Source organism: Amycolatopsis sp. lyj-112, assembly GCF_046549055.1.
Lineage (GTDB): Bacteria > Actinomycetota > Actinomycetes > Mycobacteriales > Pseudonocardiaceae > Amycolatopsis.
In genome coordinates, this window is sequence record NZ_JAJPWS010000003.1 from 51,487 (window position 1) to 65,745 (window position 14,259).

Annotated in this window: 16 protein-coding genes; 6 read left to right on the forward strand and 10 right to left on the reverse strand. The window is 68.2% G+C overall.

Annotated elements, in window-relative coordinates; translation table 11 throughout:
• The first annotated feature begins 27 nt into the window (after positions 1-27).
• Positions 28-1,422, forward strand: coding sequence for a hypothetical protein (locus ACLJRL_RS12110; RefSeq protein WP_410656223.1), 1,395 nt, complete (start codon positions 28-30; stop codon positions 1,420-1,422).
• 48 nt (positions 1,423-1,470) lie between these two features.
• Here the strand turns inward: ACLJRL_RS12110 and ACLJRL_RS12115 are convergent, their stop codons facing one another.
• The 6 genes from ACLJRL_RS12115 to ACLJRL_RS12140 form a co-directional block, all read right to left on the reverse strand.
• On the reverse strand, positions 1,471-1,833 hold the full coding sequence (locus ACLJRL_RS12115; protein WP_410656224.1) for a hypothetical protein: 363 nt from the start codon (positions 1,831-1,833) through the stop codon (positions 1,471-1,473).
• 33 nt (positions 1,834-1,866) lie between these two features.
• Complete coding sequence (locus ACLJRL_RS12120; protein WP_410656225.1) at positions 1,867-2,727, reverse strand: RecB family exonuclease; 861 nt, start codon at positions 2,725-2,727, stop codon at positions 1,867-1,869.
• Between the two features lie 95 nt (positions 2,728-2,822).
• Positions 2,823-3,452 carry a MarC family protein gene (locus ACLJRL_RS12125; protein WP_410656226.1) on the reverse strand — a complete coding sequence of 210 codons (630 nt, stop codon included), beginning with the start codon at positions 3,450-3,452 and terminating at the stop codon, positions 2,823-2,825.
• Positions 3,449-4,312, reverse strand: a complete 864-nt coding sequence (locus tag ACLJRL_RS12130; RefSeq protein WP_410656227.1) for a PHP domain-containing protein — start codon at positions 4,310-4,312, stop codon at positions 3,449-3,451. The genes ACLJRL_RS12125 and ACLJRL_RS12130 overlap by 4 nt, the downstream gene beginning before the upstream one ends.
• A 174-nt stretch (positions 4,313-4,486) precedes the next feature.
• Positions 4,487-5,047, reverse strand: a complete 561-nt coding sequence (locus ACLJRL_RS12135; RefSeq protein WP_410656228.1) for a PH domain-containing protein — start codon at positions 5,045-5,047, stop codon at positions 4,487-4,489.
• 24 nt (positions 5,048-5,071) lie between these two features.
• Positions 5,072-5,233: a hypothetical protein gene (locus ACLJRL_RS12140; RefSeq protein ID WP_169812906.1), complete on the reverse strand. Its 162-nt coding sequence runs from the start codon at positions 5,231-5,233 to the stop codon at positions 5,072-5,074.
• 186 nt (positions 5,234-5,419) lie between these two features.
• On the opposite strand from ACLJRL_RS12140, the gene ACLJRL_RS12145 reads away from it, so the two are divergent.
• On the forward strand, positions 5,420-5,848 hold the full coding sequence (locus ACLJRL_RS12145) for an NUDIX hydrolase (RefSeq protein WP_410656229.1): 429 nt from the start codon (positions 5,420-5,422) through the stop codon (positions 5,846-5,848).
• 105 nt (positions 5,849-5,953) lie between these two features.
• Here the strand turns inward: ACLJRL_RS12145 and ACLJRL_RS12150 are convergent, their stop codons facing one another.
• Both ACLJRL_RS12150 and ACLJRL_RS12155 read right to left on the reverse strand, forming a co-directional pair.
• Positions 5,954-7,054 (reverse strand): DUF2332 domain-containing protein, encoded by a 1,101-nt coding sequence (locus ACLJRL_RS12150; RefSeq protein ID WP_410656230.1) that lies wholly within the window; start codon positions 7,052-7,054, stop codon positions 5,954-5,956.
• A 32-nt stretch (positions 7,055-7,086) separates the two neighbouring features.
• Positions 7,087-7,665, reverse strand: a complete 579-nt coding sequence (locus ACLJRL_RS12155) for a MaoC family dehydratase (protein WP_410656231.1) — start codon at positions 7,663-7,665, stop codon at positions 7,087-7,089.
• Positions 7,666-7,915: 250 nt separating this feature from the next.
• Between ACLJRL_RS12155 and corA the strand changes: the two genes are divergently transcribed.
• From corA to ACLJRL_RS12170, 3 genes are all read left to right on the forward strand, one after another.
• Positions 7,916-9,004 carry a magnesium/cobalt transporter CorA gene (gene corA, locus ACLJRL_RS12160; protein WP_410656232.1) on the forward strand — a complete coding sequence of 363 codons (1,089 nt, stop codon included), beginning with the start codon at positions 7,916-7,918 and terminating at the stop codon, positions 9,002-9,004.
• A 181-nt stretch (positions 9,005-9,185) separates the two neighbouring features.
• Positions 9,186-9,836: a metallophosphoesterase family protein gene (locus tag ACLJRL_RS12165; protein ID WP_410656233.1), complete on the forward strand. Its 651-nt coding sequence runs from the start codon at positions 9,186-9,188 to the stop codon at positions 9,834-9,836.
• Positions 9,833-10,672, forward strand: coding sequence for a chromosome partitioning protein ParB (locus ACLJRL_RS12170; protein WP_410656234.1), 840 nt, complete (start codon positions 9,833-9,835; stop codon positions 10,670-10,672). Before ACLJRL_RS12165 ends, ACLJRL_RS12170 begins: the two co-directional genes overlap by 4 nt.
• Before the next feature lie 77 nt (positions 10,673-10,749).
• Here the strand turns inward: ACLJRL_RS12170 and ACLJRL_RS12175 are convergent, their stop codons facing one another.
• Positions 10,750-12,276, reverse strand: a complete 1,527-nt coding sequence (locus ACLJRL_RS12175; protein ID WP_410656235.1) for an MFS transporter — start codon at positions 12,274-12,276, stop codon at positions 10,750-10,752.
• A 122-nt stretch (positions 12,277-12,398) separates the two neighbouring features.
• On the opposite strand from ACLJRL_RS12175, the gene ACLJRL_RS12180 reads away from it, so the two are divergent.
• Positions 12,399-13,076 carry a TetR/AcrR family transcriptional regulator gene (locus ACLJRL_RS12180; RefSeq protein WP_410656236.1) on the forward strand — a complete coding sequence of 226 codons (678 nt, stop codon included), beginning with the start codon at positions 12,399-12,401 and terminating at the stop codon, positions 13,074-13,076.
• A 38-nt stretch (positions 13,077-13,114) separates the two neighbouring features.
• On the opposite strand, the gene ACLJRL_RS12185 is transcribed toward ACLJRL_RS12180, so the two are convergent.
• Positions 13,115-14,041 (reverse strand): hypothetical protein, encoded by a 927-nt coding sequence (locus ACLJRL_RS12185; protein WP_410656237.1) that lies wholly within the window; start codon positions 14,039-14,041, stop codon positions 13,115-13,117.
• Between the last annotated feature and the right edge of the window lie 218 nt (positions 14,042-14,259).

The window sequence follows — 14,259 nt, forward strand, 5'->3', positions numbered from 1 at the left end:
TGTACTGACGTGGGGAGCTAGGGGCACGTGAGCGAACCTTGGGACGCCGCGCCGGACAAAGATCCGGCGCGGCCCGTGCCCGCTGAACCCGAACAGACGTCGAACGGCAGCGAAGCGGAGTCCTCGGCCGCGTACGGCACCGAAGACGTTTTGGACGCGGAACCCGTCCCACCGGTGGCCACCGAGCCACCGCTGGGCGGGAAGCGGGCCCGCCGATCGCCGTGGAACCGGACCCGGGATCGGGTGGTCGTCGCGCTGATCGTCGTGGTCGTCGCCGTCACCGGCGTGATCGTCGGCGTGAACAGCGACAACGCGGCGACAGTCGCGCAGGTCGCCGCCACCCTGCCGCCCGGGCTCCCGGCGGCACCGGCGGAAGTACCCGGCTCGTTGACCGAACTGTGGCAGGCGCCCAGTTCCTCGACGCCGTCGCCGATCGGCGAAGCCAACAGCGTGGTCACCGCCGACAAGGGCGAAGTGCTCGGGCGGGATCCGTACACCGGGAACGTCCGGTGGCGCTACTCCCGTGATCTGGAGCTGTGCACCGTCGCGCTCGCCGGGATCAAGGTGGACGCGGTGTACCGCAAGGAATCCGGCTGCAGCGAGGTCACCCAGCTCGACGTCGGCACCGGGGCCCGCACGGCGCAGCGCAACGGCGACGCCGAACTCGGCACCCGGCTGGTCGTCGACGGCTCGCACGTCACCACCACCGGTAAGACGCTGCTCAACACCTGGCGCGACGACCTGGTCAAAAGCATGGAATACGGCCAGGTCCCGGCCATGGTCCAGCCGAACAAGCAGCCGAGGACGGGCTGCACGTACGGCACGGTGTCCGCCGCGTCGGGCAAGATCGGCGTGATCGAACGCTGCCCCGGCGACCCGGCCGACCGCTTCACCGTCTACAGCGCGACCAACGACGAGGCCGATGAGCCCAAGGTCGAATACAGCACCGTGCTCGCCGGGAAGAACGCGAAAGTCGTCGCGATGTCCGGTGATCTCGCACTGGTCGTGCTGCCGGAACAGAAACTGCTGGTCATCTACGGCGGCGACGGGATGCAGAAGTCGGCATACCCGCTCGACCTCCCCGCCGCCGACCTCGCGCAGGACCCGACGGGCGGGGTCATGACGACCTCGTGGACCGCGCAGGGCGTGTACTGGTTCACCGGCACGAAGACGATGGCGTTCTCACGGGACGACCTCACTCCGCGCTGGACGCTCAACAGCGCCGTCGGCCCCGGAGTGACCTTCGGGGAACAGCTGGTCGTGCCGATCCCGGGCGGGCTCGCCGTCCTCGACGAACTGACCGGCGCCACGATCCGCACCATCGGCGTCGACCGGCACGGCTACAACGGCCCGGTTCAGCTCTCGTCGGTCGGACCGGTACTGCTGGAGCAGCGCGGCCCCACCCTGGCCGCCCTCAAGTAACCCCTGTGGCCCAACGCCATTAGAGGACGAAACGCGAGTCGTCGGGGCTCAGCTCCACCAGAAGATGCTCAGCGCGGCCGTCACGCTCACGACGACGCCGAGGCCCGCGAAGCCCGCGACGCGGCCACTGCGGCCGTCGGCGACCCTCTGCGCCAGCATGGCGAGCACCGCGGCCACCGGGTGGCCGATCAGCATCAGGGAGCCGGGCCCGGGCGCGCCGGTGAACAGGCAGATCACGGCGATCACCAGGACAATCGCCGCCAGCACGACCATCCCGGCCGCGAGCGAACCGGTCAGACCACGCCACAAGCGGCCGCGCCGGGTGTCAGGCACCGAGGGCACCGAAGACGCTGAGGGCTCGCCCACGGGCAGCGGTGTGGTCGCGAGTTCTTCGGTGTCCGATGACGACACGTCCTCGCCTGTCCAATCGTCGGGTCTCGAAAGCTAGGGCGCCAGCAATTCCCACGGCTGGGCCGCGGGCCCGGCCTCCTGGCCTGCCGCGCAGCTGGGCCGGAAATCGCACCAGGTGCACCGGCGGCTCGGGCGCGCCGGGAAGAGCACGTCCTCGTCGCCGCCTGCCTTCAGGGTATCCGTTGCCAGCCGTAGGTCCCCGGCGGTCTCGTCGGCGCGTTGAAGGTGCCGTTTGAGGCTCTGTTCGGTGTGCTCGGCGGCCGCGACCGTGCCTGTCGGCAGGTGGTGCAGCTCGACTTGGTAGCACGGCATCCGCAACGTCCTGGCGGCCGCGACCGCGTACAGCGCGAGCGCCTGTGCAGAGCGCGCCTCGTACTCGTCGGGTTGGCGGCGGCCGGTCTTGTAGTCGATGATCACCAGTTCGCGGCCGCGCTGGTCGATGCGGTCGGCGCGGCCCTCGATGATGAGGCTGGGCCCGCTGCCCGGCTCGAGCGTGACGGGTGCCGAAACCCATCGCTCCAGCCCGACCGGCTCGACGCTGACGTCGTTGTGCTCGACGTAGTCCGCCACCCACGCCTTGGCGCGCGCACGGTACCGGGCGGCCTGATCGGTGTCTTCGAACCCGGCGTCCTTCCAGTGCTCGGCCACGAGCGCCATCGCCCGCTGCGGCACCCGCTTGACCGCCGGCAGGTCGAACAACGCCCGAAGCGCGTTGTGCACGATCGCGCCCAACGTGCTGTGCGCCCACGCCCCGGTGCGCGTCGGGGACGGGCGGTCGAGGTAGGACATGCGGAAGCGGCGCGGGCAATCTTCGAACGTGGCGAGGCGCGCCGGCGAGACCTTCGTCAGCTTGCGCGGCGCCTCGACGCCGAAGTCGAAACCAATCTGCTCCATCGGATCACCCCGCCCGCAACGCTACGCACCCCCACCGACACTTTTTCGCGGGGATGCCCAGGAAGAGAGCAAGGGACCTTTGCTATCGCCCGGCATCAGGAACCGGCGATGAAGCCCTTCACCGAGTTCGCCACCAGCTCGACCGCGATGGCCGCCAGCAGCAGACCGGCGATCTTGGCCAGCAGCGTGATCCCGCTTTCCTTGATCAGCCGGATGACCACGCCCGAGTACCGCATGCACAGGTACAGCACGAAGTGCACCGTCACGATCGAAAGCCCCAGCGCCACGTACGCGCCGACGTGACCGTCGGCCTGTCGCACGAAGACGATGGTCGCGGCGATCGCGCCCGGACCGGCGAGCAGCGGGGTCCCGAGCGGCACGAGCGCGACGTTGACGTCGTCACCGGCCGCCTCGGACTCGCCGCCGGTGTTGCCGGTGAGCAGTTGCAGCGCGATGAGGAGCAGCAACAGCCCGCCCGCGCCCTGCAGCGCCGGGATACCGATGCCGAGATACGACAGGATCGCCTGCCCCGCGACGGCGAACAACGAGATCACCAGCAGCGAGACCAGCACCGCCTGACGCGCGGCCTTGGCGCGGAACGCCACCGATTTGCGGCCGGTCAGGCTCAGGAACACCGGCACCGTGCCGGGCGGGTCCATGATGACGATCAGCGTGATCGTCGCGCTCATGAACAGGCGCGCGTCGAAGAAGTCCGCGATGTTCACCGGGTCACGACCCGGAAGCCGCTCGACCGCGCGACGAGTTCTTCGAGCGCGAGCGGGTCGGTGGTCTCGTCGCCGAGTTCGATGGTCTTGTTCGTGCCGTGGTAGTCGCTCGACCCGGTGCGCACGAGTCCCAGCTCCCCCGCCAGCCCGTGCAGCTTCACGCGGGTCTCTTCGTCATGGTTCGGGTGGTCGACCTCGACGCCGGTCAGCCCGTGCCCGGCCAGCTGCGCGAGCACGTCGACGGTGATGGTCGCACCGCGCGTGTAGGCGAAGGGGTGCGCGATGACGGTGACCCCGCCCGCTTCCGCGATCATGTCGATCGCCGTCTCCACGAGCGTGTCCTGCCGCGCCACGAAGTACCCGCTGCCGTTGCCGAGGTAGCTCCCGAAGGCCTCGTTCACCGACGAGACGAGACCGGCGCGCACCAGCGCCTGCGCCAGATGCGGACGTCCCGCCGAACCGTCCTCCGGCAGCAGCGACATGACCTCGTCGGCATCGACCGGCAGGCCGTCTGCCGCCATCCGCTCCGCCATCACCCGCAACCGCCACCGGCGCTCCGACCGCAGCCGGGTCTGCTCGGCGACGACCGCGGGCGATTCCGGGTCGAAGAGGTACGCGAGCAGGTGGACGCTGACGTGCCGCCCGGTCTCCGGATCGATGGAGATCGTGGACAGCTCGGCGCCGGGCACCAGGGAAAGCCCTGGTGGGAGTGCCTCGGCGGCCGGGGCCCAGCCGGCCGTGGTGTCGTGATCGGTGATCGCGACTACGTCGAGGCCCGCCTTCGCGGCGGCGGCGACCAGCCCGGCCGGGCTGTCGGTACCGTCGGAGGCAGTGGAGTGGGCGTGCAGGTCGATGCGCATCGCGGCTCAGTATCTATCGCGCTGACCAGGGCCGCGCTGCCAGGGCGCGACCGGGTGACCTGCGTCGCGGTTCACGAAGACGGCGCCCTGCCATCGCACCCCTGGGGCCTGTCGGCCGAGAGGCGCGCGACTTCAAAAGATCAAGGGACTCCGGTCACCGGAGGCGTGGCTGCGCTAACCGACCTTCTTCTTGCCGCGCGCCGCACGCTGGGCCTTGATCATCGAGAATCGCTCGGCCTGCTTCTGCTTGTCGCCGAAGACGAGCTCGGAGATCGTGTCGTAGAACTCTTCGGGCTTCGGGAGGTAGTCGATGCGGTTCAGCGCCTGGATCTGACCGGCGGACTCGACGACCATCGTCCCGTATCCGAGCATCCGGCCCCACGCCGAACGTTCGTAGGTGAGGTCGGTGACCTTGGTGATCGGCATCATCAGCACCTTGGTGGTGTAGACGCCGGTGGTCATCACGAACCGTTTGTCCGTGACGACCAGCCGCTCGACCCACCACTCCATCACCACATACGAGAAGCGGAGGATGACCAGCAGCGCGGCATACCAGAGGATGTTCTGGATGACCCACGCCGCGGGCGGCAGCAGGTAGGACACCAGGACGCAGATCGCCAGGAGCGCGATCGCCTCGAAGGTGTCCCACAACAGGACAGCCCAGTGCCGGCGGATCCTGATGACCCGCCGCTCGGTGTCGAGGAGATACTCGTCTGGATCGCGTGGGGCGAACATACTGAGAGAGTATCCGCTCCTCCGCTAGCTGAAGACGCTACTGACGAAGGTGATCACCGATTCGGCCGAGTCACGCAGGAAGCCGATGATGTTTCCCACGAGGCCCGCGGCCTGGCCCGGCTGCGCGATCACAAAGAACAGCACCAACGCGATTCCTGCGAAAGTGAGTAGCTTTTTCGCGTTCACGGCGATCAATCCTGTCTCTTGCGGTGACTGACTGCGGATACTTGCTATTCATTTTGTACCGCACCTTCCAGCCGCGCGGGAGGGGAGTCCCGCGCTTGGGTCAGCCGGCGGTGAGAAGTGTACCGTACGGCTACTCTCCGTGTACAGGACAGTCATTGTCAGGAAGCCCGCGTCTACCATTCGGGAATGAACACCGTTTCGAACAGCACCGTCCGCTGTGTCGGCGGCATCGTCCATGATGAACTCGGGCGGATTCTCTTGATCCAACGCGGAAATGAACCCGGTCGTGGACTCTGGTCGGTGCCCGGCGGACGGGTCGAACCCGGCGAAACGGACGAAGTGGCCGTCATTCGCGAGATGCGCGAAGAGACGGGACTGGACGTGATGCCCGGCACATTCGTCGGCCGGGCCCGCCGCGGGCCGTACGACATCCACGACTACGCCTGCACGGTCACCGGCGGCACTCTCCGTGCGGGCGACGACGCCGACGACGCCCGCTGGATCGACGCCGCCACCTTGATCGAACTGGACGAACGCGGCCGACTCGCCGAACTTCTGTTCGTCACTCTCCGCGACTGGGGCGTATTGCCCGCGGGCAACGTCTCGCCGACATGACAAATGCCGTGTCCGATTTGGCAAATGTCGCGGACTAAAAGGCACGTCAAGAGTCGAGAATTGTCCTGACCGACGCTTTCTCGACACCCTGGAAGAGCGAAAGGGCTAAACGCCGAGCCAGGTCATCCGCTGTCCGTGCGGCGCCGTCCTGGCCAGCGCGCGCACGTCCGGCGCGCCGCCGTCCCACCGGACGAGCCCGAGCACGGCCTGGTCCGCGGATTCGGCCAGTTCGGTCCTGCCGGGCACCAGAGGCTCCAGCGCGGCGGCGTAGAACTCCTCGCTGACCCACCACAGCGGCCGGTCCCCGGCGAGTTTCCGCAGCGCGTCGAGGAATTCCGCCCGCCGCTCCCCCAGGTACGCCAGTACATGGCTGGTCAGCACGACGAGAGGGCCATCAGGCACCGTGGCCGCCGCCGAAGCGAGATCGTCGACGGCGTCGCCGGTGATCAGGTCCGGCCGCTGCTTGCCCTGCGCGGCCGCGGCGGTGCGCAGCAGCCGGATCCGGTCGGGCTGGTCGGCCCACACACAGGCCTCGAGCCAGGCGAGTTCGTCCTCGTCGGCCAGGTCCACCGGCGCGCGGTCGAGGCCGGCGCGCGCGGTGATCGTGAGCTTCTTCGGCACCTTCGGCGTGACGGCGCCGGGTGCGAGATCGAGAGCGCAGTGCAGGCCCACGGCGGCCTTCGCGGGGCCGGCGATGAGCTGCTCGCCGCCGGCGCACTGGTAGCGGTAGGAGAACTTGTCCAGCCCGAGCAGCAGACCCGCGCTGCAACCGACCTCGAGCAGCGCGATCTTGCCGCCCGCTTCCTTGGCCGCCGCCGTGACAGCGGGGTAGACCAGCGCCGCCCGCCGAACCTCGTTGGTCTGCGTGTACCGCGTGGAGATGATCGCCCGCGCCCGCTCCGCCCGCTCCAGCAGGAAAGAGCGGAACAGGGGCCAGGTCTCCGAGTCCACGCCGTCGAAACCACCGACGGACGGGTAGTACCGCGAAAGCGGGTGGATCGGGTCGGCCTGGATGAGCCGGTGCGCCGTGGCCATGAGCAGCGTCGCGCGCGCTTCGCCGCCCCGGGCGTCGGTCAGCAGCCCGGCGACGTCGTCATCCTCCGCGGCCTTCGACGCCAGGTGCTCGTACAGCGGCGAAACGCCGTCCGCCTCGACCGCCGCGAACTTCCGCAGGCGGCTCTTGATCTCATCCAGCCCGATGGGCATCGACGCGCTCCCTCTTCCGTTCGTGACACCCGTTATACGTGCGGCACGGGACGGCCGGGCTGTTCACCGCCCCTGGTGTCACCGTAGGACCGTTTCGGCACCATCACCTTGCGGCGGAACACGCACACGATCGTGCCGTCCTGTTTGTAGCCGCGGGTTTCGACGTAGACGACGCCGCGATCGTCCTTCGACTTCGACGGCGTCTTGTCCAGCACCTCGGTCTCGCCGTAGATCGTGTCACCGTGGAAGGTCGGCTTCACGTGCTTCAGCGATTCGACCTCGAGGTTGGCGATCGCCTTGCCGGACACGTCGGGCACCGACATCCCCAGCAGGAGCGAGTAGATGTAGTTGCCGACCACGACGTTCTTGCCGAAGTCGGTGGTCTCCTCGGCGTAGTTCGCGTCGAGGTGCAGCGGATGGTGGTTCATGGTGATCAGGCAGAACAGGTGGTCGTCGTACTCGGTGACCGTTTTGCCCGGCCAGTGCTTGTAGAGCGCACCGACCTCGAACTCTTCGTAATAGCGACCGAACTGCACCCATTCCTCCTGCACGAGTAACGCGGCGTGAGCCTGGGACGACAGGCTTTCGTGTTGAGGAGTACCCTCGACCATTGGTGTCAGGTCGTCAACGCGACCCACACCACTGCGTAACCGTCCGCCGAGCCGAAGGAGGTGAGGAACCCGATGTCCAGTGGCGATACTCCGCTTCCTAGTAGTCGCAGTGTTCCCCCCTTCGCACCTCGCCGGACCCCCGCCTGGCAAGGCTGACGAAACCGGGAACGCTGGCCTAGCCGAGCGGCCCCCCGACCGCTTGGCCCGTCGTCTTCGCGCACAACGCACGACGATCAGCCCAGGAGATCCCATGCCTGCCATTCCCTCCCTCGGCGGCCTTCGCGGCCGAAGCAACGGCCGCGCCAAGGGCGCTCCCGAACGCCCGCTGCCTGTCCCCCTTTCGGCGTACGTCGTCGATTGCGCGGTGTATGTGGAGGGCAAGCGCCTGCCCGGCCGCTGGGCGCACTCCGAGGCCATCAAAGAGGTCCGCAAGCGGCACGCCGGGTTCGTCTGGATCGGCCTGCACGAGCCGGACGCGGTGCAGATCCAGGGCATCGCGGACACCTTCGGCCTGCACGAACTGGCCGTCGAGGACGCGCTCGAAGCGCACCAGCGGCCCAAGCTCGAGCGCTATGACGACACGCTGTTCATGGTGCTGAAGACGGTCCGCTACGTCGAGCACGAGTCGCCCGCGACGGCGAACGAGATCGTCGAGACCGGCGAGCTGATGGCGTTCCTCGGCCGCGACTTCGTGATCACCGTGCGGCACGGGAACCACTCGGGGCTGGCCCGGCTGCGCCGTGAACTCGACCAGGACCCGGAGCGGCTCGCTCTCGGGCCGTCCGCGGTGCTGCACGCGATCTCGGACCACGTCGTCGACCACTATCTCGACGTGACGACCGCGATCGAAGCGGACATCGACGAGATGGAGACGCACGTCTTCGCGCCTCGGTCCAAGGTCAGCGCCGAGCAGATCTACTTCATGAAGCGCGAGGTGCTGGAACTGCGCCGCGCGGTCATGCCGCTGGGGACGCCGCTGCAGCGCCTGGCCGAGGGCTACACGCGGCTGATCCCGGACGAGGTCCGCTCCTACTTCCGTGACGTCTCCGACCACCTCACCACCGTCGCGGAGCGGGTCGCGAACTTCGACGAGCTGCTGACCACCTTGGTGGACGCGACGCTGGCGAAGATCACGCTCCAGCAGAACACCGACATGCGCAAGATCACCGCGTGGGCGGCGATCATCGCGGTCCCGACGGCGCTGGCCGGGATCTACGGGATGAACTTCGACTACATGCCGGAACTGCACTGGCGTTTCGGCTACCCGCTGGCGATGACGGTCATCTTCGGCGTCTGCATCCTGCTCTACCGAATATTCAGGAAGAACCGCTGGCTCTGAGCCCGTTTCTCTTCCCTTTCGGTAGTAATGGAGTCCCTCATGCCAAGGATCCTGACCAACCTCAAGTTCTGGGCGCTCGCCTTCTGCGTCGTCTGGCTGGGCATCGTGATCGCGATCATCGCCAAGGACCCCGCGTTCGCGCACGGCACCAAATAGCGCCCTGGGCCTTACGCTGGGGCGTATGAAGGCGCTGGTGGTCGCGGACGAGGTCGAGGAACGCTTGTGGACCTCCGCGGTCCACAAGCACCCGGCCGACCTCGTCATCGGCGCCGGCGACCTGCCGTACGCGTACCTGGAGTTCCTGGCGAGCGCGCTCGACGTGCCCTGCGTGTTCGTGCCGGGCAACCACGATCCCGACCTGTCCGGCTACACCCGCTACGGCGGACTGTCCATGAAGGACGGTTTCCCGGCGGTGTGGCCGGGCCCGGCGGGCGGGGTGAACGCGGACGGGCGCGTCGTCGACATCGCCGGGCTGCGGGTCGCCGGGCTCGGCGGATCGGTCCGCTACAACGACGGCCCCAACCAGTGGACGCAACGCCAGCAGGCACGGCGGGCACGCCGTCTGGTGCGCCGCGCCCGGTTCCGCCGCTGGCGTGACGGGCGCGACGTCGACATCCTGCTCACCCACGCGCCGCCACGGCACTGCGGCGACCGCGAGGACCCGCCGCATCGCGGTTTCGACTGTCTGCATCGCACGATCGAGTTGTTGCGACCGAAATGGTTGCTGCACGGTCATATCCACCCGCACGGTGAAGCCGTGCCGGACCGGCGGGTCGGCGAGACCACCGTCCGCAACGTGGTCGGGCACCGGATCATGGAGTTCGCGCTATGAAGGACACCGGATTTCCCAGGGCCGATGCCGAGGCCGACTTCCTCCGCGCGCGTCGGCGCCAAGTGTTGTCGCGGCTGGCGAACTGGCTGCGCGGCGAACCCGACGACGTCAACATCATGCTGCCGTTCCACGAGGTGGTCGACGCGCTCGGCTATCTCGGCGAACGGAAGATCGGGTCGCGGGTGATCCGGCTCGATTCGATCGTCGGCAGCGTCGATCGCGGCCGCGATTTCGACCGCCGCTTCCGCCCGACGTCCGGCCGGGTCCGCGAACGCTGGGAACGGCTGGCGCTCGCGACGAGGCGCGGCGAGTCGATCCCGTCCATCGAGGTGTACCGCGTCGGCGAACTGCATTTCATCATCGACGGCCACCACCGGGTTTCCGTGTCTTACGCGATGGGACTGTCCACAATAGAAGCGAGGGTCACCGAGGTCCGGACCAAACTGGACCCGAGCGGGATCCGCTACCGCGGCGACCTGATCGTCAAGGACTACCGGCGGCTGTTCCTGGACCGCGTCCCGCTTTCCGGGCAGGCGCGGACTTCGGTCGTCTTCACCGATCCGTGGGACTACGCGCGGCTCGGGGAACACGTTGAGGCGTGGGGTTTCCGGCTGATGCAGGACGAAGGCCGGTATTCCGACCGGCAGACCCTGGCGCAACGGTGGTTCGACGAGGAATTCGTGCCGGTGGTGGCGATGCTGAACCAGGCGGACATGGTCGGCGAGCGCACCGACGCCGAGGCGTATCTGTGGGTGGCCTGCGAACGGTACCGGCTGATCCGGACGCACCGGTGGGACGACGAGGTCTTCGAAGCGGTGCGCTCACAGTCCCGGTGACGCTCCTCCGCCGCGTGCTATGAACGGCCCGTTACTTGCAAATTTTGCAAGTAACGGGCCGTTCATAGCATCCCCCGCTACATGTGGACGGCCACCGGAGCGCGCTCAGAGTCCGAACCTTCGGGAGCCTTCGCCGGGGCACCCGACCGCAGCAGCAGCCCGCAGATCACCGCACCCGCGACGAAGATCCACCCGCCCCACACGAAGGCGGTCGTGTAACTGTGTACGGCCGCTTCGGCCGCGAGTTGCGGCGAAGGCGTCTTCCCCACCACGAACGACGTCGCCGCGTTTCCGGCCAGAGTGCTCAGTAACGCCGTCCCGATCGAACCGCCGACCTGCTGCGCGGTGTTGACCGCGGCCGACGCGACACCCGCGTCGTGCGTATCGACACCGAAGGTCGCGACGCTCATCGCGGGCGCCATGGCGAGGCCGATACCGGCGCCCATGATCATCAGCGGGAACAGCACGCCGTTCGAGTAGGTGCTGGTGGTGTCGATGGCCGAGAGCCAGAACAGGCCTCCGCCGGCGGCCAGCATTCCCAGTGACACCAACGGTTTCGCGCCGAACTTCGGCAGCAGGATGGCTGTCGCCGAGGTCGCGGCGATCATCAGCGTGGCGACCATCGGCAGGAACGCGACGCCGCTCTGCACCGGCGTGAACCCGAGGTTCAGCTGGACGTAGAAGGTCAGGAACAGGAAGATGGCGAACATCCCGATGGCGAGCAGGAACATCGCGAGGTACGAGCCGCCGCGATCGCGGTCGAGCAGCACGCGCAACGGCAGGAGCGGGTGCTCGGCGCGCTGCTGGATCGCCACGAACGCGATCAGCAGTACGACACCGGCGGCGAGGAAGCCCCACACCGAGACCGCGGACCACGAATCGCGCTCGGCGTTCGCGAAGCCGTAGACGAGGGCGAACAGACCGGCCGACGCGGTGATCGTGCCCGGGATGTCGAGCTTCGGGCGCGGGCCGTCGGCTTCGGAGTTCTTCAGCAGCACGGCCGCACCGGCGAACGCGATCACCGCGAAGATGATGTTGACGTACATGGACCAGCGCCAGTCGAGGTACTCGGTGAGCACGCCGCCGAGCAGCAGGCCGATCGCCGCGCCGCCACCACCGATCGCGCCGAAGACGCCGAAGGCCTTACCGCGTTCCTTCGGGTCGGTGAAGGTCGTAGTGAGCAGCGAAAGCGCGGCCGGCGCGAGGAGCGCGCCGAAGACACCCTGCGCGGCGCGGGCGACGAGCAGCATTTCGATACTGGTGGCGGCGCCGCCGATCGCCGAAACGAGGGCGAAGCCGGCGAGCCCGACGAGGAACGCGCGTTTGCGGCCGAAGAGGTCCGCGAGCCGTCCGCCCAGCAGGAGCAGGCTGCCGAACGCCAGCGCGTAGGCCGTGACGACCCATTGCCGCGCGTCGTTCGAGAAGTCGAGGTCCTGCTGCGCCGACGGGAGCGCGATGTTCACAACGGTGGCGTCGAGCACCACCATCAGCTGGGCCAGGCCGATCACGACCAGGATCAGCCATCTCCTGGAGTGGTGCGGGTTGGTGTGCTTCGCGGCCGCGTCCCCCGGCGGCGTGGCGACAGCGGTGGATGACTCAGGCATACGGGCGGTATTCCTCACCGATAGTGATGGAGAAGCTATGTGGAGTAGGTATCTCCCCTTTCGCCGCCAAGGTACCCGAAAAGCGGAGAGGCATCCTCTACTTTGTTTGTTAAGCTGGACCGATGGCACGGGACCTCGCTCCCGCCGCACCGGCGCGGCCGCTGCGGCGCGACGCTGAACTCAATCGGCAGCGCATCATCACCGCGGCACGCGACGTCTTCGGCGCACGCGGCCTCGAAGCGACCCTCGACGACGTCGCTCATCACGCGGGAGTCGGCGTCGGCACCGTCTACCGCCGCTTCCCCAGCAAGGAACACCTGGTCGAGGCGATGTTCGTCGATCAGTTCGAGACGATCCGCGAGTTCGCCGAAGAAGCGCTTCGCGCCGAAGACCCCTGGGAAGGCTTCACGAGCTTCACCTGGCGAGCGGCCGAACTGCACGCCGGTGACCGCGGGTTACGTGAAGTCATGCTGTCCAACGTCTTCGGCCACGAGCGCGTCGCCGAGGCGAAAGCACGCATGGTGCCGTTGATCACACAGCTCGTCGAGCGGGCGCAGACCGCCGGAGTCCTGCGCGCCGACGTCGTGCCGACGGATATGCCGCTGCTTCATCAGATGATCGGCTCGGTCATCGAGTTCACGCACGGTATTCAGCCGGACCTCTGGCGCCGGTGCCTCGCGCTGCTGCTCGACGGCCTCCGCGCCGAGCCCGGCCGCGCCACCACCCTGCCGCACCCGCCGCTGGACTTCGAGGCGCTGGACGAGGCGATGTGCTCCTTCAGACTTCCGCGCCTGCGCTGACCAAACGCCATTAGAGGACTAAACGCGGCACGGGGTGCTCAAGGGAGCTTCGGGTAAACCGCCACCGCGACCTGCCGCGCCGCCGCGCACGACGCGTCGCCGGCCGCCCCGTCGACGCCGACCACGGTGAGCATCGCCTGCTCGACGCGGTCCGGCGTGCCGGGGATCGGCCGGTGCGTCGTCACCTGGCAGAACGCGCCCGACGTGGCCACCTGCGCCTGACGTCCGCCGAGGGCTTCCGTCGCGCCGGGTGTGGTGTCGCCGCCGACCGACAGGGTGACGCTGACCTTGCCGCGGATGCAGCTGTGCCCGGACAGCGCGGGGGCGGGTTTGGTCTCGGGGCCGGCGGCGGCGTCGAGTTCGTGCTGGTCGAGCAGGGCACAGGGGGCGACCCGGCCCCACGAACGCCGGTCGAAGTTCAGCCTTCCGACCTTCTGCGTGCTGATCGCGGCGACCGCGCCGCCCACCGTCGCGTCGGCCTTCCGGCAGCGGGTGGCCTGGTCGGACGGGTCCGTGTTGTCGGAGGTGACGACGACGGACAGCCGGATCCCGTCGGCGAAGGTCAGCAGCCGCGTGCAGGCGGTGGCCTCGTTGAACGTCGACTGCTGGACGCTGACGCCCTCGGGCAGCACCCCCGCGTACTCGTACGGCGTGTTGTTCGGGTCCTGCCCGGAGGTGATCGGGCCGGTCGTGACGACGTACCGGTTGGCGCCCTCGACGAATTCCAGGTGGCAGTACTCGAAAGACGAGACCGGCGGCTTCACCGCGTTGCCGCCGCCGACCACCTTTCCTTGATCGACGAGGCTGCAGTAGTCGAGCGAGGTGTACTCCCCCAGCGCCGCGGCGGCGGTCAAGGCTTCGTCGCTTTCCGTGGTCGGCGGCGGTGTCGCCGACGGTGCCGGCGCGGCACAGGCCGTTACGAGGAACAGGCAACAGAGGACTGCGATGGGACTCGTCGGGCGCACCGCAGCAGTATCGTCAACCCCGCGTCGAATACCACCCCCTACGGGCGAAGAACACAGGGTCCGGCCCGTTTCCCCAGGTGGGGACTTGACGGCGATTTAACGCCCCTAGGGGTGCGTTTCCGTCCGCGGTGGGATGCGAGCGGGCGACCGTGCCGGGAGAATGGGTTCTACGGCCGGATCGAGACCTGCTCGATCATGACCCGCCGTGACGACCGAAA